Source organism: Mycobacterium sp. PTI7, from assembly GCF_056679845.1.
This window is the reverse complement of record NZ_CM155252.1, coordinates 4856983-4880387: the sequence shown is the minus strand read 5'-3', so window position 1 is coordinate 4880387 and position 23405 is coordinate 4856983. Positions and strand designations below refer to the sequence as shown.

Annotated in this window: 19 protein-coding genes; 8 read left to right on the top strand and 11 right to left on the bottom strand. The window is 66.8% G+C overall.

Going from position 1 to position 23405, the window contains the following annotated elements:
* Positions 1 to 3 precede the first annotated feature (3 nt).
* Positions 4 to 336, top strand: a complete 333-nt coding sequence (locus AC1MEY_RS23635) for a LysE family translocator (RefSeq protein ID WP_480227801.1) — start codon at positions 4 to 6, stop codon at positions 334 to 336.
* Between the two features lie 782 nt (positions 337 to 1118).
* Here the strand turns inward: AC1MEY_RS23635 and AC1MEY_RS23630 are convergent.
* Positions 1119 to 1436, bottom strand: coding sequence for a nuclear transport factor 2 family protein (locus tag AC1MEY_RS23630; RefSeq protein ID WP_480227800.1), 318 nt, complete (start codon positions 1434 to 1436; stop codon positions 1119 to 1121).
* A gap of 216 nt (positions 1437 to 1652) precedes the next feature.
* On the opposite strand from AC1MEY_RS23630, the gene AC1MEY_RS23625 reads away from it, so the two are divergent.
* Complete coding sequence (locus AC1MEY_RS23625) at positions 1653 to 3023, top strand: phosphatase PAP2 family protein (protein WP_480227799.1); 1371 nt, start codon at positions 1653 to 1655, stop codon at positions 3021 to 3023.
* Positions 3024 to 3075: 52 nt separating this feature from the next.
* Here AC1MEY_RS23625 and AC1MEY_RS23620 read toward each other — a convergent pair whose 3' ends face one another.
* The 5 genes from AC1MEY_RS23620 to AC1MEY_RS23600 form a co-directional block, all read right to left on the bottom strand.
* Positions 3076 to 3390, bottom strand: coding sequence for a carboxymuconolactone decarboxylase family protein (locus AC1MEY_RS23620; protein ID WP_480227798.1), 315 nt, complete (start codon positions 3388 to 3390; stop codon positions 3076 to 3078).
* 73 nt (positions 3391 to 3463) lie between these two features.
* Positions 3464 to 4147 (bottom strand): acetolactate decarboxylase, encoded by a 684-nt coding sequence (gene budA / locus AC1MEY_RS23615; protein WP_480231638.1) that lies wholly within the window; start codon positions 4145 to 4147, stop codon positions 3464 to 3466.
* A 130-nt stretch (positions 4148 to 4277) separates the two neighbouring features.
* Positions 4278 to 5951, bottom strand: a complete 1674-nt coding sequence (alsS, locus tag AC1MEY_RS23610; RefSeq protein ID WP_480227797.1) for an acetolactate synthase AlsS — start codon at positions 5949 to 5951, stop codon at positions 4278 to 4280.
* A 231-nt stretch (positions 5952 to 6182) separates the two neighbouring features.
* Positions 6183 to 7097: a LysR family transcriptional regulator gene (locus tag AC1MEY_RS23605; RefSeq protein ID WP_480227796.1), complete on the bottom strand. Its 915-nt coding sequence runs from the start codon at positions 7095 to 7097 to the stop codon at positions 6183 to 6185.
* A 100-nt stretch (positions 7098 to 7197) separates the two neighbouring features.
* A complete protein-coding gene (locus AC1MEY_RS23600) occupies positions 7198 to 7911 on the bottom strand; it encodes an alpha/beta hydrolase (RefSeq protein ID WP_480227795.1) in 714 nt (237 codons plus the stop codon).
* A 282-nt stretch (positions 7912 to 8193) separates the two neighbouring features.
* On the opposite strand from AC1MEY_RS23600, the gene AC1MEY_RS23595 reads away from it, so the two are divergent.
* The 5 genes from AC1MEY_RS23595 to AC1MEY_RS23575 all read left to right on the top strand — a co-directional run bounded on the left by AC1MEY_RS23595 (position 8194) and on the right by AC1MEY_RS23575 (position 15405).
* On the top strand, positions 8194 to 9843 hold the full coding sequence (locus AC1MEY_RS23595; RefSeq protein ID WP_480227794.1) for an alpha-keto acid decarboxylase family protein: 1650 nt from the start codon (positions 8194 to 8196) through the stop codon (positions 9841 to 9843).
* A gap of 171 nt (positions 9844 to 10014) precedes the next feature.
* Complete coding sequence (locus tag AC1MEY_RS23590; RefSeq protein WP_480227793.1) at positions 10015 to 10638, top strand: UbiX family flavin prenyltransferase; 624 nt, start codon at positions 10015 to 10017, stop codon at positions 10636 to 10638.
* Between the two features lie 34 nt (positions 10639 to 10672).
* On the top strand, positions 10673 to 12199 hold the full coding sequence (locus AC1MEY_RS23585; protein ID WP_480227792.1) for a UbiD family decarboxylase: 1527 nt from the start codon (positions 10673 to 10675) through the stop codon (positions 12197 to 12199).
* Positions 12200 to 12429: 230 nt separating this feature from the next.
* Positions 12430 to 13779: an SCP2 sterol-binding domain-containing protein gene (locus tag AC1MEY_RS23580; protein ID WP_480227791.1), complete on the top strand. Its 1350-nt coding sequence runs from the start codon at positions 12430 to 12432 to the stop codon at positions 13777 to 13779.
* Positions 13780 to 13806: 27 nt separating this feature from the next.
* Positions 13807 to 15405 carry an FAD-dependent oxidoreductase gene (locus AC1MEY_RS23575; protein ID WP_480227790.1) on the top strand — a complete coding sequence of 533 codons (1599 nt, stop codon included), beginning with the start codon at positions 13807 to 13809 and terminating at the stop codon, positions 15403 to 15405.
* A gap of 4 nt (positions 15406 to 15409) precedes the next feature.
* Here the strand turns inward: AC1MEY_RS23575 and AC1MEY_RS23570 are convergent, their stop codons facing one another.
* The 3 genes from AC1MEY_RS23570 to AC1MEY_RS23560 form a co-directional block, all read right to left on the bottom strand.
* A complete protein-coding gene (locus tag AC1MEY_RS23570; RefSeq protein ID WP_480231637.1) occupies positions 15410 to 15889 on the bottom strand; it encodes a winged helix-turn-helix transcriptional regulator in 480 nt (159 codons plus the stop codon).
* Positions 15890 to 15953: 64 nt separating this feature from the next.
* Positions 15954 to 16505 carry a YaeQ family protein gene (locus AC1MEY_RS23565; protein ID WP_480227789.1) on the bottom strand — a complete coding sequence of 184 codons (552 nt, stop codon included), beginning with the start codon at positions 16503 to 16505 and terminating at the stop codon, positions 15954 to 15956.
* Positions 16506 to 16601: 96 nt separating this feature from the next.
* Positions 16602 to 17435: an NAD(P)-dependent oxidoreductase gene (locus AC1MEY_RS23560; protein WP_480227788.1), complete on the bottom strand. Its 834-nt coding sequence runs from the start codon at positions 17433 to 17435 to the stop codon at positions 16602 to 16604.
* Positions 17436 to 18071: 636 nt separating this feature from the next.
* On the opposite strand from AC1MEY_RS23560, the gene AC1MEY_RS23555 reads away from it, so the two are divergent.
* Positions 18072 to 21497 carry an ATP-binding protein gene (locus AC1MEY_RS23555; RefSeq protein WP_480227787.1) on the top strand — a complete coding sequence of 1142 codons (3426 nt, stop codon included), beginning with the start codon at positions 18072 to 18074 and terminating at the stop codon, positions 21495 to 21497.
* Here the strand turns inward: AC1MEY_RS23555 and AC1MEY_RS23550 are convergent.
* Both AC1MEY_RS23550 and AC1MEY_RS23545 read right to left on the bottom strand, forming a co-directional pair.
* Positions 21494 to 21931 (bottom strand): CDGP domain-containing protein, encoded by a 438-nt coding sequence (locus tag AC1MEY_RS23550; protein WP_480227786.1) that lies wholly within the window; start codon positions 21929 to 21931, stop codon positions 21494 to 21496. The genes AC1MEY_RS23555 and AC1MEY_RS23550 overlap by 4 nt on opposite strands.
* 62 nt (positions 21932 to 21993) lie before the next feature.
* The gene (locus AC1MEY_RS23545; protein WP_480227785.1) at positions 21994 to 23403 is read right to left on the bottom strand and encodes an amidohydrolase family protein; all 1410 of its coding nucleotides are present in this window, start codon (positions 23401 to 23403) and stop codon (positions 21994 to 21996) included.
* Positions 23404 to 23405: the final 2 nt, after the last annotated feature.

Sequence of the window (23405 nt, the reverse complement as noted above, 5' to 3'; positions counted from 1 at the left end):
TGGATGCGTCGTCGCTGCTGGGATTTCATCGGCGTAGCGGTCATTGCGTATCTAGTTCCGGGGCCGGACTGGTTGATGGTGATGCGCGGTGCCACCGATGGCGCGTGGAACGGTGTCCGTACGGGTTTGGGCACCCAGGGCGGTTTGCTCGGCCATGGGCTACTCGCGACGGTCGGCGTCTCAACGCTCCTTACTGCAGCGCCCGTGGCCTTGGTTGCCATTCAGGTGGTGGGTGCCCTCTACCTCCTCTACCTCGGGGTCGGCGGCATCCGAGCCGGCGCCGCCGATGACACCGTCACCCACGTCGGGTGGCGACATGCGTTCGTCTCAATCTGACCAACCCGAAGTTGATCGTCTTTTGTCGCAATCGCACCACAATTCGTCGACACAACCCGGCCCGTGTCGCCGCAGATGCTTACCCTCACGATCGTGGACGTGGTGGTGGGAATGATCGGGCTGGTCCTCTTCACCGCCGCCGAACACCTCTAGACCGGAGACGGGCTTACCGTTACACCCGCACACGGAAGTCACTCGCGGCGAGGGACACCGGGTACGCGCGCCGGCGGAACGGAGCAACGCATACGGGACCGTCGAGCGCGGGCGCGAGGACATCGTGGACCGTCCCCACGGCATGCACGGGACCCGATGTCGGCGTACGCCATGCCGGAGCCAAGAGGCGTCCGAAATGGGGTTTAGCGGTCTTGCCGTGCGGTAGTCATTGGCCAGCGTGGGCCGGAATGTGGTTGCGACCGGCTTCCGTGAGGTGGCCGTTTGGGGGCAACCGCGTCGAGAAGTGTGCGCACCGCGTCTCACAATGAGCGTTGAGGTCAAACGGTCACCGCCCCGACCAGCGAAGAATCGCGTTGTCACCGACCTCGCGACGGTGACTACCGGCGCGGATTGGGGTCCGTGCGCCATTCGAACTGCGGCCCTGCCGACATCCATGCCCGAGAGCCATTGTTCGTGGTCATTTCACTTCTCGAACCTGGGTCCTGAGGTCGTCGGCCGTGACGAGGTCGCGGGCGAGTGGCCCGACACCACCGTTGGCCTGGATGTCAACCGCGCAGAGTTCGCGATGCTCGAGACGCCGGACGGTTCATATTCCGAGCGCGAGGATGTCAACGGTAGTAGATCTCGAGCGACTCGATCAGCGTGTCCTGGACGATGAAAACATCGACGGCGTACCGTGTTTCGCCCGTCGGGCTGACTGCCTTGAACTGGACGATGAGCGCGTCGCCGTCGGCGAACTGCCTTTCGACCTCATGGGCCGACGGTCCGGGCAGCCACAGCTCTCGGTAGAAATCTGCGATCTGATCGGTACCTTCGTGGCGGCGGTCCTTCTGTGACAGCGTCGCCGTCGGCGTGAACAAGGCGACGAGTCCGGCCAGGTCAGCATTGTTCACGGCATCGATGTACTTGTCCGTGAGAGTTCTCATGCCGCCATCCAACTACTCCCGCCAGTCTCATGGGTCACGTATCGCTGAGTCAGACCATGCACTCCGGGGCTACCAACCCCGAGGCACGTCGCGAGACATGACCGACGTCGTCGAGACGCCGATGGAACAGGGTCGCGAACTCCACGACGAGCGGCCTCGCGGCCGTCGAGTCACGGTCCCTACAATCGAGCTGCTCCGGCTGCGTGAGGATCGCCCATGAAGATGCGTGGATGTCTGCTCACCGTGATCGTCTGCGCGGGCACGCTGCTGAGTCCGGCCACCGCTACGGCACAGAGCGTGACGACTCTGAGCGTGCTGCGGGGGTTGACGCCCGTCGCGACCCTGATCGACACCGACGCGGGCCGGGCCGCACTGGCGGCCGACTTCAGGGTGACGGGGTCGATTCAGAACGGAACGTCGGGTCAGCCGACCCTGCTGCCGTTCGCCGATCAGCAGCAGCAGGCGCTGCGCGACGCCTTCATCACCGACGGCAACGCCTACCAGCTCGCCGACGGCCTGGGAACCAAGCTCGGTGGCGCCTACCAGAGGTTGACGTCCTACACCCGCGACCCCGATGGCAACGAGGACTTCACCAACGTGTCGCCGGCCGTCGCCGATCTGATCGCCTTCGCATCGAGCACCACCGAGGCCGACTCCAATGCGGGGAAGTACTTCTTCGCCAACGCGACCACCGATGGAAGGACGCCGGTTTCGGCTGAGGCGCTGGCGATCCTGCAGGAGGCGGGCGGAGTCACCGACGTCTTCGGCAAGGCCTACGACCTGCCGGCGGGCAGTGCGGGTGCCGACGCCTACGGCGATTCCCGGCCGTTTCAGACCGAGCCGAACCTGCTGACCTACGGCGGTGCAGACTTCTTCGGGGTGCCGTCCGACAGTTCGTCGTGGTTGCGTGGGCCGGAGCAGAACTTGGTCAACAGCCCGTCCTACCCCAGCGGCCACACCACCTACGGATACACCGAATCACTGGTGCTCGGCCTCCTGGTCCCCGACCGCTACCCGGAGATGATGGCCCGCGCCGCCGAGTACGGCAACGACCGCGTCATCATCGGCGCGCACTACGCCATGGACGTGCTCGGCGGACGGACGCTGGCCACCTACGACATCGCGCACCTGCTCGCGAACACGCCGGAGTACGTCGGCTTGGAACGCGACGGGGTACGCATCGACGACTTCCGCCAGGCGCTGGCTGCGGCGCGATCCGAACTCGCTGGCGCACTCGCCGGTGCTTGTGGGAACACCGTGGCAGTGTGCGCCAGGGACGATCAGAGCCGCTTTGCACGGCCCGAGGACAACGCCCGGTTCTATGACTCCACCCAGACTTACGGCCTGCCAACGGTGTTCGAGAGTACGAAGAATGCCGCCGCGGACGTCGGCAAGGTGGCACCCGAGGCGGGATACCTCCTCACCTCCGCGTATCCCTACCTCTCGCTCGACCAGGCCAACGCGATCCTGACGGCGACCCTCGGGCCGGGCGGCGGCTTCCTGGACAACGGCAGCGCCTTCGGGGTGTATTCGCGCCTCGATCTTCACCGAGCGGCACGACAAGCCATGGAGGCCGCACCGCGATAGCCGGTAGCGCTCTTCGTATTCGCGCTCGCGCCATGCCCGAGAGCGGGCCGGCTCAGAGCAATGTGTCCGCGGCGATCACCGAAGCGGAGATGGCCGCGGGAAACCCCGCGTAGAAGGCGAGATGTGTGATCAACGCTGATATCTCGTCAGTGGTCAGTCCATTGTCGACACCGCGCCGCAGGTGTGCCCGCAGTTCGTCGGGCCGGTAGAGCGCGATCAGGGCGCTCAGCGTGGCGATGCTGCGGTCGCGAGGGCTCAGCCGATCGTCATTCCAGACTTTGTCGTAGAGCGGAGAATCGACGAGATCGGCCAGCTCCGGGGTGAATCGCCGCGCGGCGCCGCGCGGTGACTCGTTGATGTCGGTCATGACTGCTCCTTCGATGACGGTGCGCGCTCGTGGATACGGACCCCAGCGAGTCAGCGGCGGCCACGCGCGTCGATCAGTCGCCACCCTCGGCGTGGTGGATCTGCGCCGAGACGTCCTCGCCGACGAGATCGGCGTGCAGGAATGCACCGGATGTCGGCAGGCGCAGGTGTAGTTCCGAGGCGGTGCTGATCGCGATGTGCCCGGAGTCCAGGGTGAAGTCGAGGACGTGACCTCCGCTGGTGCGTTCGTCGTCGAGGAAGTGCAGGTGATAGCCGGCCACCGAGATGCCCTGCTCGAATTCCGGTGTGCGGAAACCGACGAGAACACCGTCCACGTGATCGAACGTCTTCTCGGCCTGACCGTCGCTGGCCTCGGTCAGCGGGGGATAGGGCGGTGTCTGGGCCTTGACGGTGCGGGTGCGCACATTCGAGAGCGCACCGGTGACCCGGACCGCGTAGATCAGGTTGGGGCTCTCCACCGTCTGATCGATCAGCTCGAGGACATCGGACCGGCTGGTGGGGACGTCGACGGTGAGGGTGGTGCTGGGCGTGAATTGGGTGACCGCCGCGAACGGCGAACGGTCGGTGCGGTTCGCCACGGTCGCGCTGCCATCTGATCGCAGGTGGTAGCAGACGCCGTCGAGGATGACCATTTCGCCGTCGAGACGGTTGAAGGTGCCGAGGCCGAAGTCGCCGTGGCGCAACAGTTCCTCGATGGTGATGTCGCCGTCGTAGACGCCGTCGAGCAGCGCGCTCATGGTCGAGGACTGGAACACCTCGGCACTGCGCGGATCGCCGGTGACCGTCGTGCCGTGGTGGGCGATGACCTTGCGCGCCCACGTGACGAACTGGTCGAGGGTGCCGTGTCCTGATGTCATGGGGTGGCCGTCACTCGAAGCTGTCGTCGTGCAGGTGCGCGGCCAAGTCGGTGTTCCTGCTGTAGTCGACGGCGACGTCGATCACCGATGGTCCGTCTTCGCCGAGGGCCTGCGCCAGCGTGGAGGTGAACTCGTCGAGTGAGTCGACACGGTATCCGCGGGCGCCGAAGGCTGCTGCGTAATTGGTGATGTCGTAGTCACCCAGTTGCACGCCCGACTTTCGGCCGTACTTGAGGACCTCCTGAAAGCCGACCATGTCGTAGGTGTTGTCGCGCAGGATGACGTGCGTGAGGTTGAGGCCCAGTCGCGCTGCGGTTTCGAGTTCCTGGGCGGAGAACAGGAACCCGCCGTCCCCGGAGATGGACACGATGTGGGTGCCGGGGCGCACCAGCGCGGCGGCCATGGCCCAGGGCAGCGCGACGCCGAGGGTCTGTTGGCCGTTGGAGAACAGCAGCCGCCGGGGTTCGTAGACCCGGAAGTGTCGCGCCATGTAGATGTAGACCGAGCCGACGTCGCAGGCGATGGTGGCGTCGTCGTCGAGGTGTTCCCGTAGCGCCAGCACGACGGAGGTGGGGTTGAGTCCCGTTGCCGTGCCGGGGATCGCGCGTTCGGTGGTGTCGATGTCGGCGAGCGCCTGACGCTGACGGGCGATGTCGTCGACGTAGCCGTCGGCGAGTGTCATCCCGGACAGCAGCCGGGTGAGTTCGACGAGTGTGTCGGCGATGTTGCCGCGTAGCTCGCTGACGGGCTGGTAGTGGTTGTCGATGCCGGCGGGCAGGGAGTCGATGTGGACGACGGTGCGGGTCGGGTCGTCGTTCCACAGGCCCGGGTCGTATTCGACGGCGTCGTAGCCGATGGTGATCAGGACGTCGGCCTGGGCGACGAGGACGTCACCGGGTTGGTTGCGGAACAATCCGACGCGTCCCAGGTAGTGCGACTCCAGGTCTCGGGAGATGACGCCGGCGCCCTGGAACGTCTCGACGACGGGTAGCTCGGTGGCGGACACGAGAGCGCGCACCGCTGCACAGCTGTCGGGTGCCGCACCTCGAACGCCGACCAGGAGAACCGGGCGTTTCGCCGCCTTGATGAGGTCGGCGGCCGCGCGGATCCCGGTGATGGGTGCGCCGGCCAATGCCGGTACCGGGTGTCGCGTGGTGATGGCCGATTCAGTGGGGGCACTGAGCACGTCGGCGGGGAGCACCAGTGCGGCGGCGCCTTGCGGCTCGGTGAGCGCGGCGCGGAAGGCGCCGACGGTGGCCTCGGCGGCGTTGTCGGCGTCGTTGACCTCGCCGGTGTGTTTGGTGACCGTCGTGAGGAACGCGGCCGCGTCCATCGATTGGTGGGTGCGCTTGAGGCGGTCGGCCCGGCCCACGGCGCCGCACAGGGCGACGACGGGATCTTGCTCGGTGTTGGCGGTGAGCAGTCCGGTGGCCAGGTTGGTGGTGCCGGGGCCGGAGGTGACCAGCACGACACCTGGTGTGCCGGTAAGTCTCCCGATGGCACCGGCCATGAAGGCTGCGTTCTGTTCGTGGCGGCACACGATCAGTTCGGGCCCCCCGTCCACCAGAGCGTCGTAGACGGCGTCGATCTTCGCCCCCGGCACGCCGAACACGTAGGGCACCTCGTAGGCGGTGAGCACGTCGACGATGCGCTGGGCGCTGCGGGTGGAGCGGTCGCTGGTCATGTGTCGTCCTTCGTCGTGTGAAGTCGGGGTGCGGGGGCGTCCGGGACTACTCGGCGTGTCGGCCCGCGCTGCTCGCCGAGAGGTGTTCCGGGGATTCACTGCAGCCTTGCTTGGACGGTGCCGATGCGTCCAATTGGTTCTTCGAGGTCACTCCATAGGCGAGACCTATGCGTCCGAATCCGTTGTGTTGCCGAGGGACCGGAGTCGCCGCCCCTCGGCGGGCAGTCGGAATCATGTACACACCTGGCCTGAAGTCTCCTCCACGTTCACCGTGGTGTTCCACAGCGCGAGGAATGCACGCAAGGGCGCAGACGCGGGAATGTCGTTGCGCCAGACGAGCATCTTCTCGAAGTCGATCTGCGGGGCGATCTGCCGGATGGTGAGGCCGCAACCGATGAGGGCGGGATCGCAGCGGGAGCTGAGCGCCACTCCAAGTCCTTGCTGGGCGAAGGAGACCTGCAGGCGTACGTCGTTGGCCGCACAGTTGACCAGGACTTCGGTACCGGACGCTGCAGCAACCCGGTCGATGCTGGCACGCAACGCGCTGGTGCGCGGGTAGGTGATGATCGGATGGCGGGCCAGCTCGCTGAGTTCGAGCGGGTCACCGTCACCGAGTGGGAACACACAGGGGTCGAACACCGCGACGATCTCGTCCACGAACAACGGCGAGGTGCTGATCGAGGCCGGCAGCGCATCGACGGGCCGGGCGATCACGGCTGCGTGCAGCTGGTTCTGCAGCACCATGTCCAGCAGTGGCTTGCTGGTGGCCTCGGAGACGATGATGTCGATGCCGGGGTACTCCTTCCGAAGCGCGCCGAGCAACACCGGGGTCGTGGTGTGTTCCACCCCTCCTCCCGTCCCGATCCGGAACTCGCCGCGCAGCAGACCGGCACGTGCGGAGAACTCTGCCTTGGCGTCGTTGGCGGCCTGAATGCACAGCCGTGCATAGGGCAGCAGCACCTGACCGGCGTCGGTGAGCGCCGTGGTGCGCTGAGTCCGGTCGAACAGCGCTTCGCCGAGTTCGCGTTCGAGCCCCTGAATCTGCGCGCTGATCGAGGGCTGGGTGATGAAGCACTTCTGGGCGGCCCGGGTGAACGAGCCCTCGTCGGCCACCGCGACGAAGTACTCCAGGGTCCTCAGCTCCATGAACCGACACGATGCCCGATGATCATGACTGGCGGCTACTCATACGGCAAAGATTCCTGGTAGCGGGGGGCCGCGATGTTCCTGGGGGTTTGCCGACACGTCAGCCGAGGGCTCGCACGATCTCCCGAATCGTATCGACGACCACGGCAGGCTGAGACAGCATCACCAGATTGGAGGAGTCGACCTCGCGGATCGCGGCACCGGCACGCTCGTAGCCGAAGTGCTGAACCTGCGGGAGGATTCCGCGATCGGCGGTGCACAGGACCGCCCAGGTCGGGCGAGCCCGCCAGGCCGCCGTCGTGGCCGGCTCGGCGAACGCAGCGGCGGCCACGGGCCGCTGCGACACGGCGAGCACCGACGCAACCCCGGGATCGACGTCAGCGGCGAGCACCGAGGCGAACTCCGAGGGGTCAACCGACACGTCGATCCCGGCGACGGAGTGCTCGGTGGCCGGAAACGGTGTCTGGATCAGTGCGTCGGGAAGGTCGGAGTCCGGGAACCGGCCTTGGAGCTGCGCGATGCTTTCGCCCTCGGCCAGCGCGTATCCGGCGAGGTAGAGCAGCGCCGCGACGTTGGACGCGGTGCCGGCTTCGGTGATGACCGCTCCACCATAGGAATGGCCGACCAGCAACACCGACCCCGCGATCGTCTCCACGAAGGCACGGACCAACGCGGCGTCTCCGATCAGGCTGCGGTTCGGCACGGCGACGGCGACCACGGGGATGCCAGAGTCCAGAAGTCCCTTCGTGACCGGCTGGTAGGACGAGGCATCGGTGAAGGCTCCGTGCACGAGAACCACGGTCGGGGTGGGCATCACGGACACGCTCCGATGAACGACGAGTGAACGCTCACAGCGTGACGGGCCAATTCGTCAGCGTCCAATCGTGTTTGGCGATGCGGTCATAGGCGCAGCCAATCCAGGTCCCCATCGGCGCAGCCGATGGTAGCCCGTGGCGATTCCTATTGGACGCCGAACTGGTCGAGACGTGAAGCTTCGATGAACCCAGGGAGCCGGTGCCGCTCGGTGGTCCGCAGGCAGCCAAGCCCGCGCCGCGTTCGAGAGGGCTCGACCGTCGACGAGAGAAGGAAGGGTCAGATGAGCGTCACCGTGATCGAGTACGTCCTCGGCAGGCTGCACGACGTCGGCGTCAACGACGTCTTCGGCGTGCCGGGGGACTACGCGTTCCCCCTGCACGACGCCATCGTCGCGCATCCCGACATCAGCTGGATCGGCTGCTGCAACGAACTCAACGCCGGCTATGCCGCCGCCGGGTACGCCCGCGTCCACGGCGTGGGTGCGGTCACCACCACCTACGGGGTAGGGGAACTCAGCGCGATCAGCGCGGTCGCCGGTTCCTATGCCGAGAACCTGCCGGTCTTCCACCTCGTCGGGATGCCCACCCTGGCTACCCAAGCCAACCGGTCACCGGTGCACCACACCCTCGGCAACGGAGAGTTCGACCTGTTTCGGTCGATGGCCGACACCGTCGTGGGCGCCAGCGCGATCATCACTCCGGCCAACGCCGTCGCCGAGACCGAGCGTCTGATCGCCGAAGCCCTCTACAACCGGCGTCCCGTGTACATGGCCCTGCCCTCCGACGTCGTCGACAAGCCGATCCTCGCGCAGTCGGACCCCTTGCCCTTGCCGGTCAGCGATTCGACGGCACTGGTGGACGCGACCGACGCGGTGGTCGGTGCGGTGGATGCCGCGTCGACGGCGTGCGTCCTGCCCGGAATCCTCCTGGACAGGTTGGGGCTGCGGGAGGTGGCCCAGCAGTTCGTCGAGGCGGCGGATCTGCCGTTCGCGACCATGTTCGCCGACAAGTCCGTTCTCGAAGAAGATCACCCCAACTACGTCGGTATGTACGACGGCCGACTCATGGACCCGGCCGTCCGCGAGTTCGTCGAAACGTGCGACGTCGTCGTGGCGTTCGGCACGATGGCGACGGACTTCAACACCGGCGCCTTCACCGCCAACCTCGACGCCGACAAGATCGTCAAGATTGACCTGCACAGCACGCGTGTGGGGTCGACCGTCTACCAGGGCGTCGAGATGGCCGACCTTCTCCGCGCACTCGCCGGGCGGTCGTGGAGCACCCGTCAACGCGGCGGTCCACGGCCCGAGCAACTGGGCCCGGTATCCGGCTCCGGTGCCGATCCGATCACCGCGGACGCGCTGTACCCGCGATGGGCTGACTTCTTGCGGCCCGACGACATCGTCATCGCCGAAACCGGCACGTGCTCCATGGGATTGGCGTTCGCACGGCTCCCGCGCGGTGCACGGTTCCACAACCAGACCCTGTGGGGCGCCATCGGATGGGCCACCCCGGCAGCATTGGGGGCGGCCGTCGCCGCGCCGGACCGGCGGCTGGTCTTGTTCACCGGGGAAGGCTCCCACCAGCTGACGGCCCAAGAGATCGGCCAGTTCCACCGCCTCGGATTGAAGCCGATCATCTTCGTGCTCAACAACAACGGTTACCTCATCGAGCGGATGCTGTGCACCGACCCCGACATCGCCTACAACGACGTCGCGCCGTGGAACTACCCCGAACTCCCGCACGCACTGGGATGCAACGACTGGTTCACCCCGCGGGTGACTACATGCGCCGAACTCGACGCCGCACTCGCGACCGCCGCCGAAGGCACCCGGGCCGCCTACATCGAGGTGATGACGGGGACCTACGAGGTGCCCCCACTCGTCCAGAAGCTGCACGAGAACGTCAAGACGCTCTACAACACGGGCTAGCGCGAGGCGTGTCGATGGGAAGCCGAAGGACCGCGAACCCGTGATCTCCGACGCTGCCGTCATTACCCGCTAGCCGGAAGGGGCAACTGCCGCCACCGGGCTGTCGACCAGTACGCGATCGGGGTTGGCTCGAGTCACGACATTCGGCCGGCACAACAGAAGGGGATCGACATGACCACCCGCGTGATCGTAGGAATAACCGGGGCCAGTGGCACGGCGTACGGCGTGCGTCTCCTGGACGTGTTGCGCGAAGAGCCGGACGTCGAGACGCATCTGGTGATGTCCCAATCTGCTCGCAGGACACTGCATTACGAACTCGACATGACCGCCCACGAGATCGAGGAACGCGCCGACGTCGTGCACAAGCCCAACGACATCGGTGCCTCGATCGCGTCGGGATCGTTTCGCGCTCACGCCATGGTCGTCGCCCCCTGTTCGATGAAGACCGTAGCCGGCATCGCGACCTCCTACTCCGACAACCTGCTGCTGCGCGCCGCCGACGTCATGCTCAAGGAGCGACGCCGCCTGGTTCTGCTGGTTCGCGAGACACCTCTGCACCTCGGACACCTGCGCCTGCTCACCCAGCTCGCCGAGATCGGCGCGATCATCATGCCCGCGGCGCCGGCGTTCTATCAGCGGCCCGAGACCATCGACGACCTGATCGACCAGACCGTCAACCGCGTCCTGGACCTCGCCGACGTCGAACTGCGCCGAGACCTCTTCCCCCGCTGGACCGGCGGACAGCCGGCACCCGATCCGCACCACGAGCCCGAACTCGTCCGTCCCGTCCGCTGACCGCCGATACCGATTCCCGAGGAGCGCACAGCACATGTCCGCACGCGTCGACCGCAACAAGATTCCCCGCAGCTACCGCGAGTACCTGGCCCTGATGAAGGACATGGGTGAACTCGTAGAGATCGACGATGAAGTCGACTGGAACCTGGAGATGGGGGCGATCTTCCGCCACTCCGCCGAAACATGCGCTCCCATGACGGTGTTCAACCACGTCAAGGACGCCGCGCCCGGATTTCGTGCGGCCGACTGGGGCATGGGCAAGAGTGGTCACCCCACCCAACCGTGGCGCCGGCTCTCCGCCATGCTCGGACTGCCGCCCGAGACGCCCCTGATGGAGATCCAAGCCGCCTACATCGAGGCCAAGGAGAACGGTCGCTCCTACCCGCCCAACGTGGTCGACGCCTCCCAGGCGCCGTGCAAGCAGAACAAGTGGACCGGCGATCAGATCGACCTCAACAAGATCCCTGCGCCGCTGGCCCACGACGGCGACGGCGGCCGGTACCTGCAGACCGCGGGCCTCAACATCGCCCAGACCCCCGACGGAAAATGGACCAACTGGTCCACCAACCGCGCGATGATCCTCGACGCCCAGACCATGACGGGCCAATGGTGGCCCAAGCAGCACAACGGGATGATCTGGAAGATGTGGCGCGACGAGGGCAAGGACATGCCGTGGGCGTGCGCACTCGGTGTGAGCCCGGTCGCCTCCACCCAGGCCGCCTCCCGCATCCCGGCGTGGGTCGACGAATACGATATGGCCAGCGCACTTCTCGGCGCACCGCTGGACATGGTGAAGTGCGAGACCAACGACATCCTCGTCCCCGCGGACGCCGAGATCATCATCGAGGGCGTCATCGAATACGGCACCCAGGAGCCCGAGGGTCCCTTCGGCGAATACCCGGGCTACCTACCCGACGAGACCACGATCTTCCCCCGGCAGAAGGTCACCTGCGTGACGTTCCGCGACAAGCCGATCCTGCCGATGTCGATCCCCGGAGTGCCGATCGACAACTGCCACGTCACCATGGGGTTCTTCATCTCCTCGGACTCGGTGGTCACCCTGCAGAAGGCCGGCCTGCCGATCATCGACGGCATGTATCTGTTCGAGGCCGCCATCCTGTGGTTCGTGGTCCGCGTCCCGAAGGATTGGCACGACCGCACCGGCTGGACGCTCGACGACTTCATGAACCGCCTGGGCAACACGTTCTGGACCGACCACGTCGGCGACACCGTCACCAAGATCCTCGTGGTCGACGAAGACATCGACCCCTCCGACGTGAAACAGGTTGTGTGGGCGTTCGCCTCGCGCAACCACCCCACGTTCACCACCTACCTCTTCCCGGAACTTCGCGCCTTCGGCGACGGCATCGAGTCCTACCACACCACCCGCGAACTCTCCGAGGACAAGGGGACCTCGCTGGTGATCTACGCCTGCCTGGAGAACGCCGACCGGGTCGGACGGCCCGAGAAGCGGGTGATGTCCTTCGACGAGAACTACCCCGAACCCGTCAAGCAGAAGGTGCTCGACAACTGGGAGCGCTGGGGCTTCGCCGCTCCGTGACCGGCGCGCTGACCGGGCTCTGAGGCGCGTTCGGTAGGTGTTCGCCACCTGCCAACGCATTCAGTCGAACCCCCGGAGGCAGATCCGCTGCCGGATTGAATAACGGTGGCGTTATCCAGGGCGGTGTGGTTGAGTCTGGATAACGAACAAGTTATCCAGGCGGTCGTCTCCGGAAGCCGCTGCGTGGGGAGCCCCCAGTGCCCGACAGCGCATCGAAGGAGCAACCGTCCATGGTCAAGCGATACGCGATCAACGATCACCCCACCGTCGTCAACGCCCGGAAGAACCGGACGGTCGCGCCCCGGGCGGCCGAGCCACTCGATGCGGAATGGCTGCGGCAGATCGCACTGGACGCAGGCGCCGACGACGTCGGCTTCGTCGAGATCGAACGACCCGACATCGCCGATCAGCGAGCGGATCTCGACGCCGCGCTGCCCGGCGTCCAGACCCTGGTCAGCTTCGTCCGTCGCATGAACCGCGAGAGCATCCGGACGCCGGCACGATCGATCGCCAACCTCGAGTTCCACCACACCGGCGACGACACCGACGAGATCGGCCGACACCTGGCGACGCGACTGGAGTCGGTGGGGGTTCGAGCCATCAACCCGGCGATGGGCTTCCCGATGGAGATGGACGAGTTTCCCGGCAAGACGTGGGTGGTCAGCCACAAGCCGGTGGCCGAGGCGGCCGGGCTCGGACGAATGGGCATCCACCGCAACGTCATACATCCCAAGTTCGGCAATTTCATCCTGCTCGGCACCGTGCTGGTGGATGCGAAGGTCACCGAGTACTCCACGCCGCTCGACTACAACCCCTGCCTGGAATGCAAGCTCTGCGTCGCGGCCTGCCCGACCGGTGCCATCGCTCCGGACGGTCACTTCGACTTCTCGGCGTGCTACACCCACAACTACCGGGAGTTCATGGGCGGCTTCGGTGATTGGGTGGGCCAGGTCGCCGACAGCAAGAACGCCGACGACTACCGCTCGAAGGTGCCCGACAACGAGACCGCGTCCGTGTGGCAGAGCTTGTCCTTCGGCGCCAATTACAAGGCCGCGTACTGCATGTCGGTGTGCCCGGCGGGCGACGACGTCATCGGCGCCTGGCTCGACTCGCCCAAGACCCATCTCGCGGAGGTGGTCCGACCCCTGCAGCGCAAGGAGGAAACGGTCTACGTCATCAAGGGATCGGATGCGGAGGAGTACGTGAACCGCCGCTTCCCGGACAAACACCCGAAACACGTCGGTCAAAGCCTGCGGGCCAGGAGCATCGACGGCATGGTCGACGGCTTGCCGCTGATCTTCCAGCGGGAGCAGACCAAGGGCGTGACCACGACCTACCACTTCAGCTTCACCGGGAACGAGACACGCCAGTTCACGGTGCGCATCGACGACCGCGAACTCGACGTCCGGGACGGCCACCACGGCCGGCCCGATCTGAGGGTCGACGCCGACGCGAAGACCTGGCTCCGCTTCCTCGACAAGCGATCGGTGTTGCCGTTCGCCTTGCTGAGCCGCCGCATCAGGCTGCACGGCTCACCGAAACTGTTGCAGGCCTTCGGCCGGTTCTTCCCCTCGCAGTAAGCGCCACCGACCGGAAGGAGGCCGTCGATGCCCCACGTCATCACCCAAAGCTGTTGCAAGGATGAATCGTGCGTGTCGGTCTGTCCGGTCGACTGCATCCGTCCCGCCAGGGGCGAAGCCTTCACGGACACCGCGATGTTGTTCATCGACCCGCAGACGTGCATCGACTGCGGGGCCTGCAAGGACGTCTGCCCGGTCGACGCCATCCACCTCGACACCGACCTGCCGGCATCGCTCAAGCGGTTCGAGGAGATGAACGCCGACTACTTCCTGGCCCATCCACTCCAATCCGACTTCACGTCCGAGATGCCCGCTCACACAGCGGTTTCAGCTGGCACGCTGCGGGTCGCCATCGTCGGTGCCGGTCCAGCGGCGTGCTATGCGGCGGCCGAACTCCTCGAAACCGACGGCGTCGAGGTAAGCCTGTTCGACCGGCTGCCGACGCCCTACGGTCTCATTCGCGCCGGCGTGGCACCCGACCACCAGGACACCAAGTCCGTGGTCCGGGTCTTCGAACGTGCGTTGCAGGACGAGCGACTCGCGTGCTTCCTCAACGTGGAGGTGGGGCGGGACGTCTCTCACGACGAGCTGATGGCGGACCACCATGCCGTCGTGTACGCGGTCGGGGCCTCGGCGTCACGGGTTCTCGGAATCCCTGGCGAGGACCTCCCGGGGAGTGTGGCGGCCGCCGACGTCGTCGGCTGGTACAACGGGCATCCTGACCACGCGCATCACGACTTCGACCTGAGCGGTCGGCGTGCGGTGATCATCGGAAACGGCAACGTCTCGCTCGACGTGGCACGGGTGCTGCTCCTCGACGAGGGCGCCTTGACTGAACGATCAGACGCGGCCGACCACGCATTGGCCGCGCTGTGCAGCAGCGTCATCGAGGAAGTAGTCATCCTCGGTCGCCGAGGACCGAGGCATGCCGCTTTCTCGATGAGTGAGTTCCTTGCTCTCGGTTCACTTCCCGGTGTCGACGTCGTCATCGACGAAGGCGACCTCGAACCCGAACCCGGGGACGACGTCGAGACCCGGTGGAAGCTGAAGGCCATCCGGGAGTTCGCCGACCGACCCAGCGGCCGGAATTCCAAGCGGATCGTCTTCCGATTCAACACGGCACCGGCCCGCATCCGCGGGACCGATCGTGTGACCGGTCTCGACGTCACGACGCCGGCCGGCGTGGAGGCCATCGAGGCGTCGTTCGTCATCCGATCGATCGGATACCGGGGGAGGCCCGTCACCGGGCTGCCCTTCGACGACGATGCCGCCATCATCCCCAACGATGGCGGCCGCGTCCTCGACCAGCAAGGTGCCCCGGTGGCGGGTACCTACGTCACGGGATGGATCAAGCGGGGCCCGAGCGGCGTGATCGGCACCAACCGGGCGTGCGCGAAACAGACCGTCGACCGGCTGTGGTCGGACTTCGACGCGGGCCGTCTGACCATCGACGAGCCGCGGGCCGTCGACGTGCGGCGGCTGTTGGCCCAGCGCGGCGCCGCATCATTGGACTGGAGCGCGTGGCAGCGGATCGATGCCGCTGAGGTCGGCGCCGGCGCAGCGGCTCATCGTCCGCGCCGCAAGATCACCACTCGGTCGGAGCTGATGACCGTCGGATCCGGGTAGCGCGTCAGTCGAAGCTGAACGTGGGCTGGACCTCGATGTGGGCGGACGGCGTGCTGGGACGGTCGTCGTCTGCGGTGACGCGTACCCGCACCGGCTGACCGGTGCGGGAGTCGACGAATCGCAGCGGGGGCGAACCCTCTTGGAGGTGTGCATCACCCCACTGCGTGATCGCCATGAACATCGGCAGCAGGTCTTCACCCGCCTCGGTGAGCCGGTACTCGTCGCGGACGCGCGCGCCGGGATCCTGATACGGGAACCGGGCGACGACACCTGCAGACTCCAGCTGCTTGAGGGCGCGCGACATCGCAGGCGCCGACGTGTCGATCCGGTCGACGAAGTCCTCGAATCGGGTTGTGCCGTAGAAGCATTCCCGCAGGACCAGGAAGGTGGTCTTGGTGCTGAGGAGGTCGAGCACCTTGGCCACGGAACAGTGCGCCGTCCCGCGCCACCGGTCGCGGTCGGTCAGTTGATCGTCCAACGTCATCGACATGGCACCATTGTAACTAACGATGGCATTACCCAGAAGTGACTGGGTCGCCCACCTGAGGTCACTGCAAAGGCTCGGGGGTGAAGGTGACGTCGACTCCGCCGACGGTCATCGTCACCTGACCCTCCATCACCATCACCTGCGCCGCGACCCGTCGGTCGACGGTGTGAGCCAACTCCTGCACCGGCTCGTGCGGTATCCGGACCACGGACAAATTCGCCAGGCCGGCCACCTTGGGGCCGACGGTGCGCCACCACGTGGCCACTCCGGCGGCGAATGGATACAGCAGCACCTGATCGGCCTGGCCGGCCGCCTTGCCCAAGGCGCGTTCATCGGGCTGGCCGACGGTGATCCATTCCAGGATTCGGCCCGTGTAGTCAGCCAGTCGCACGTCCGGCACGCCAGGTGTGGACAGTCCCGCTCCGAACGTGAGCTCGCCGTCGACGTCGCCCAGCCGGTGCGCGCGCAGCCCGAAGGCCAACAGACGCAGGACCATCCGCTCATCGGTCTCACTGGGATGGCGGGCCACTGTCAGCGTGTGATCAGCGTAGTAACCGTGGTCGACGTCGGAGACGCCGAGCTCGACCTTGAACACCGTTGCAGAAAGGGCCACGCCACAGTGTCCACCCTGGTGGTGTGCCTCGAGCAGTCAGGTCGTGGCGCTGGTCGCCGACCGAGTCGCTGCCTCACACCGCGGCCGGCATGCACGTCAGGAACGAAGATCACCTGTGCGGTACTCGCTCAGCGCGGTGGTCCGACGGGTGAGTTCGACGAACATCGGCTCGTGACCGGGATCGGCGTCGACCGCCGCCCAGAGGCGGTTTCGACCGGCGGCCGAAATAGGCAGGCGGGCAGGGTCGTCGACGACGGACAGCAGCGCGTCGAAGTCCTGCGCGGAGGCGCGCAACGGCCTCGGGTTTGATTCATCCAACGCGCGCTTCACGACGGCGGCCATCGGCCCGATCTCGAACAGACGCAGCGCGGTCTCGTAATCTCCGCCGAGGATGTCGGTCAAGTCGAGCGCTTCGCGAAGCCCCACTTCGGCGGCCATGACGAAGGCGTTGGTGATCAACTTGTACTTCACGCCGGCGCCGGCCGAACCCACTCGCTGCACGCGGCCCAAGGAGGTGAGAACGCCCTCCGCCTGGTCTACGGCCGCGGGATCGCCGCCGACGAGAAACGTCACGGACCGCTCCCTGGCGTACTTCACCCCGCCGACGATCGGCGCATCGACCACGTTCTGTGGCGATGCAGCATCACCACGGACGGCGGCGATCGCGGCCGGCGTCGTCGTCGAACACACGACGACCACGGCGTCGGGTTGCAATCCCGCCAGGATGCCGTCCGGACCCGAGTGGGCCGCGGGGATGTCATCGGACATCACCAGGCTCAGCACCACGTCGGCGTGGCGGGCGGCGTCCGCCGGCGACGACGCGGCCCGTGCCCCGTCGGCCTCCGCGGCCTTCATCCGTTCCGGGTTGGGGTCGTACGCCCAGACCTGATGTCCGGCGGCGACGAGATGCGCAATCATCTCCGAGCCCATGTCCCCGACACCTACTACGCCTACCGATGACATCAGCTTCATCCTCACTCGCGAAAGTCGTTCGTTAGAGCCGTATTGGCAGCAGCCGTTGGCTGCGTAGATGAAGCGTAAGCGCGCCTGGAATCGGTGGCATTGCTGCTAGCAGGAGCACTCGTCGGCCGCTAGCCCCAAGCGGATCACCGATGACATGGCGCTGGTGCGGTTGTCGATGAAGGCAGCCACGGCCGTGATCGTCGCCCAGTGCAGCGCGGCCTCTCGGTCGCCGGCGGATGCACCAGACGGTGCGCACGGCTGCCCCGAATCCTCGACGTGGCAGCACGGACGGCCGGGCTTCATATCGGTGGTCATGGTCGCCTCGTGTTCTCCGCGCGAGTGAACTCCGGAAGGAGTGTCGCCCGTGGATCGGGCGATGAGACAACCATCTCGCTGTGGCGGCGCGGAGTCTGTCGGGTGATCGGTGGACGAGCCGGTGGAGACGTCTGTCCGCCAGGTGGGGGATGTCGTGAGTAGGCCGGTTGGGGACACTGCGGATGTGGTCGCCAGGACGGCCCAGGCGTGTGACATGTCGATGACGTGATGCCTGCCGTTTTCTGGACGCTCGAGCCCGCGATGACGGTCGCGCTTATTCTGTCGGCAATGAATCTCGACGAGACGGTCGCAGTTCGTCTCATCGGCGAGGTGCGGGTCACGCACCGTGGGCGCGTGGTCTACCCGCGGGTGGTCGGTGGTGCGCGCTGCGTCGAGGTTCTCGCCTATCTGGCCGTGAACCGGAATCGCGAGATCCCGCAGGACGAACTCGCCGGTCTGCTCTGGCCGAAGACTCGACCGCAGTCGTGGAACTCGGCGCTGCGCGGTGTCCTCTCGCGGGTGCGCGACACCATGGAGTTGGCGTCGCTACCCGCGGGCAGCGTGCGATCACGCGGCGGCTACGTCCGGCTGTCGCTACCCGACGGACTAGTGACGGACATCGAACTGGTCCGCCGCTACTGCGCTGCGCCCGGTGACGATCCATCCACTGCGGTCGCGGATGCCCGGCGCGCGCTGGCCACCACTGCCGAACCCGCGCTGGTCGGCGCCGCCGGCGCATGGGCGGACAAAGTTCGCACCGAACTGGAGCAGCTGCGTCGGCGAGCGTTCGAGATCGATGCGAGCGGATCACTCACCCTGGGCGAACCCGGTCGCGCGATCGCCGCCGCGGAGGGCCTGCTGGCGCTCGACCCGCTGCGCGAGAGCGCCTACCGGACGGTGATGAGCGGATACCTGGCCCTCGGTGAGCGGGGACTCGCACTGCAGGTCGCTGCCCGCTGCCGCCGCATCCTCCAGGAAGAACTCGGGGTGGCGCCGTCCGCCGACACGGAGGCCCTCTATCTCCGGATCCTCCGGTCCGACGAGCCCGGTCCCACCGCGCCGCATCCTGCGACCGACGACGACGACTTCATCGGACGCGGATCCGAATTGGTGGCCGTGACCGACGCGATCGGCCGCGCCGATCGGGGCCGGGGACAGTTCGTCGTCGTCACCGGCGAGGCCGGAAGCGGCAAGACCACGATCGCACTCGAGATCATGAAACGCGCCCGCGCGGCCGGGGCTCGAGTCCTGTTCGGTCGGTGCAGCGAAGAAGCCATCGTGCCGTTCGAGCCGTTCGTCGAGGCCGTCGGTCGGGAGTTGGACACGCTGGCCACGACCGAGACGCGAGAGTGGTTGCAAGCCAACGGTACCGACATCCTTCGTCTCGTGCCGACCGCAGCGCGACGCCTTGGGATGAAGGCGCCTGATCGGACCGAGGTCGATGAGCGCGCCGTCGTCATGACCGCGGTTCTCGACTGGTTGACCTCCTCGATCGGGCCGGGACCCACGATCTTGATCATCGACGACCTGCACTGGTCATCGGCCGCCACGCTCGCGGTCCTGCGGTATCTGATCCATGCATCCGAGCAGAGCAGGTTGTGCGTGGTCGCCACGGTCCGCGACGAGTACGCCGATCACGCCGACCTCCGCGCGACGCTGTTCGCGCCGACCCGGACGAGTGGAGTGCAACGTCTCCATCTCGGCGGGTTGAGTTTGGCCGAGGTCGGCGCGTTGGTCGACGCAGCGGACACGACACTCGATCCGGCCACCCTGTACGAACGCACCGACGGACTCCCATTGTTCGTGGTCTCGCTGATCAACTCGAACGAGGCCGGTTCCGTCGGGACGTTTCCCGCGTCGATCGCCGAATCGGTCGCACAGCGCGAACGCCTACTGCCGCCCGCGGCCCTGGCTCTACTGCAATCGTTCTCGGTGGTGGGGCTGGTCTCGCCGCGTCTGGTGCTGCGTACCGTCGCAGACGATCTCGACGACATCGCGTTCGCCGACGCGCTCGACGTCCTGGTGCGCAACCGGCTGGTGATCGAAACACCGTCGGGCGACGAGATCCGGTTGCGGCATCCCCTGGTTCAGGAGGCGGTCTACGCCGGCATCGGTGGCCGCCGCCGCGCACAGCTACACACCCGCGTGGCGCTCGTGATGGAACGTCTCGGCGTCGCCTCCGGCGCCGAGGACTACTCGCGACTCGCGTACCACTTCAGTCGCGGACTCGACGCCGAACGTTCACGCGCAGCCGACTTCTCCAGGAGAGCCGGTGACAGCGCCATGTCGATCGGCGCCTATGAGGATGCCGTGGTGTTCTACACGACCGCTACCGAACAGTTGGCTCCGCGAGGGGACTCCGCCGCGCGCTGTCGTCTCCTCGTCGATCTCGGTCGGGCGCAGCGCAAGGCCCGTGACGCAGCCTTTCGTCCCACCCTGTTCGAGGCGGTCTCGATGGCCAAACGCCTGGGCGACATCGATCTACAGGTGGCCGCGACGCTGGCGAACGACCAGCCGGGCACTCTCTACGCCCACCTTCACTACGATCACGAACGGGTCGAGACCCTGTACGACGCGCTCCACGTCCTCGAATCCGAGGGACGCGGCGACGGGTCCGCCGCCGCTCTTCTGTTGTCGCAGTTGGCCATCGAGTCGGTCTGGGTGGCAGAGTCCAGCGCCCTGCGTGACCTGCTCGCCCGATCCACCGCGTCGGCGCGGCGGTGCGGGGACAAAGATGCGCTCGTCGCCGGCCTGTTCGCGGTTCTGATGGTTCTGCGGGTGCCGTCCTGCGCCGAGTTGCGCAAGGAGGCGTACGTCGAGTTGATGGCGCTTCTGGACGAGTGGCCGGCGCGACGCGTCGACGCCCTCGTCTCGGTGTGGATCGCGCGTCATCAGATCGAGTACGGACATCTCGCCGCCGCGGCCCAGACCCGGTCCGCCCTGACCGTGGCGCGGGTATCGCGTGATCCCGAGTTGGCCTGGTTGGTGCGCAACATCGACTTCGCGATCGATCTGGCAGCCGGACGTCTCGAGCACTGCGACGTGAGGTTCGATGGGCTACGCGACATTCCGGCGTCGCCCGCAGTCACCTATTCCTACGGGCGATTGATGGGGCAGCTGTTCACCCTGCGGGCGTTGCGCGGTGACATGAGCGAGGTCGTGTCGGCGGCGGACGGCATCACCGAACGCTTCGACGTCGCCATCTATCGCCCGATTCTGGCGACCGCGCACGCCGACGTGGGAGACGTCGCCGCCGCGGTGGAGCTCATCGGATGGTACGACCGGCGGCGTATCGGTGAGATCCCGGTCGACAACCTGTGGTTGGGCACGATGGCCGCGATCGGCCGGGTGGCCGCGCAAGTGAGCAACGTCGAGGTCTGCGCCATGATCTACGACCTGCTCGCCAACTACGCGGGTGAAAACACGATCTCGTGGGCGTCGGTCTACGGCGTCGTCGATCATCACCTCGCAGAGCTGGCGATCGCACTGAGCCGATACGACGTGGCCGCCACGCATCTCGACGACGCCTTCGCCGAGCACGAGCGACGCGGCTTCGCGGGCTGGCTATCCGAGACCGCCTACCTCGCCGCGCTTTTGGAGACCAGAAGGATCGGGCGGCCATCCGAGCCGACCATCGCGCGCGCACGGCGGCTGGCCGACGACGTCGGTGCAACCGCGGTGCGCCGCCGCATCGACGCCATCCGCGCGACCTAGAGAATGTTGTCGGTGTACGGCGGCAGCCACCCGGGCTCGTCGGGCAGCACGGTGGCGGGCGTCACCGGGTAGGTCTGCTGATTGTCGATGGACTCGGGAGTCCAGTGGCCGTTGCAGCTGTAGATGGTGTTCTCCGACAGGCCGGAGTCGGTGTCGTAGTGATCCAGGCAGGACGACGAGCTGTAAGAGGCCGGGAACCAGATGGTGCGGGTGCGCTGCCAGGAGCCGTCCGGCTGCTGCGGGCCGTCGCAGACCTTGCGACGTTCCATGCCGAAGGCTCCCCAGTGAATCGTTTCGCAGCCCATGCTGGGGCCGGGGGTGAGGCCGGGGTCGGCGTGGCCGACGGCGGGGGCGCCCAGTGCGATCAGTGCCGACGCGGCGGCGAGGACGGCTCCGGTTGCGACGCGGCGCTTCCGGCTGAAGGTGATGGTCATTCGTAGTTCCTTTGTCGAGGTTGGTCGTTCGAAGATGGCGCCCGGATCGGCGCCGTTACTGATCAGCCGTTGCCGGCGAGGGCGTCGAGCTTTCGTCCCCGGACGTACACCTCGGCGATCGAACTCTCGCGCAGGCCCATCAGCAGCGCGAAGAGGGTCTGGTCACGGGCGAGGTCGGCATCGTCGGCGCGATAGGCGTTGGCCAGCAACCCCTTCAGCGCGTCCTCCGGCTCGATGACGAGGAAGTCGGCTTCCTTGCCGGTGTCGAAGTTGCCGAAGCGGTTCTCCATGTCCAGCGCGCGGGCGCCGGCCAGGGTGCCGACGAACAACATCTCGGCGGGGTGCATCGAGACGCCGTCGTCGCCCGGTTCGGTGATGTGCTGCTTGAACGCATCACCGAGGACGCGGGAGATCAGCCATTCGTCGCCGCCACCGAAGTCGGTACCCGAGGAGATGTTCACCCCCGAGGCGACGGTTCGCTTCCACGGCATGGTGCCCGACCCGAGGAACAGCTGAGACACCGGGCAGTGCGAGATCGACGTGCCGGTCTCGGCCATCCGCTCGAGTTCGACGTCCTGGCAGTGCACGCAGTGCGCGAGGATGGTGCGCTTGCCGAGCAGGCTCTTGCCGCCGACCTTCGAGCCCGGGAGGAACTTCCCGTCGTAGGTGTCGAGGTACGAATTCACCTGGTACACCTCCTTGGTCGTGTCGACCTCGCCGGTGCCGGGGCGGTTGTTCTCGTTGAGGTGGCTGTGTACGTAGACCCCGCGGTCCTTCACCTCGTCGTACAGGTCGCCGAGGTTCTTCAGGGTCTCCGTGGTCACCGACAGCGAGAAGCGCGGGACGATCGCGACGTGCAGCAGCGCGGTGTCGACGTCGCCGGTGTCGGCGGCGTGCCACTTCTCGATCTCCGCGCGGGTGAGGCGGATGGCCTCCTCCTCGGACGTGATCAGCGGCTGCGCGGTCTCACCGCCGACGGTCTGGATGCCCCGACCGCTGACCACCCGCAGTCCGGCCTCCCGGGTGCGTTCGAACAGCGCGTCCTGGGCGTGGGGGAATGCCGACCCGAAGACCATCGCGGCGGTGGTACCCGCGGCGATGCGTCGATTGCAGAACTCGACGGCCGCCTGACCGGCGAACTCCGGATCGGCGAACTTGCTCTCCGAGGGGAAGATGCAGAGGTTGAGCCACTCGAGCAGTTGGCCGCCGCCGTAGGAGTCGCCGGCGTAGGTCTGCGGGAAGTGGATGTGGGTGTCGACGAAGCCCGGCAGCACGTAGCCGCCGCGGTGGTCGTTGACGGTCGTCGCGGCGTACTCACCGGGCAGCGAGTCGCGGTCACCGCAGAAGACGATGGTGCCGTCGTCGTCGACGACCAGGGCCCCGTCGGGAATGGAGACGAGCGCCTGAGCGGCCTCGGTCACCAGCGGGTTCCCTGCGATGTGGAAGACGTGGCCGAGATGGACCTGCGTCATGG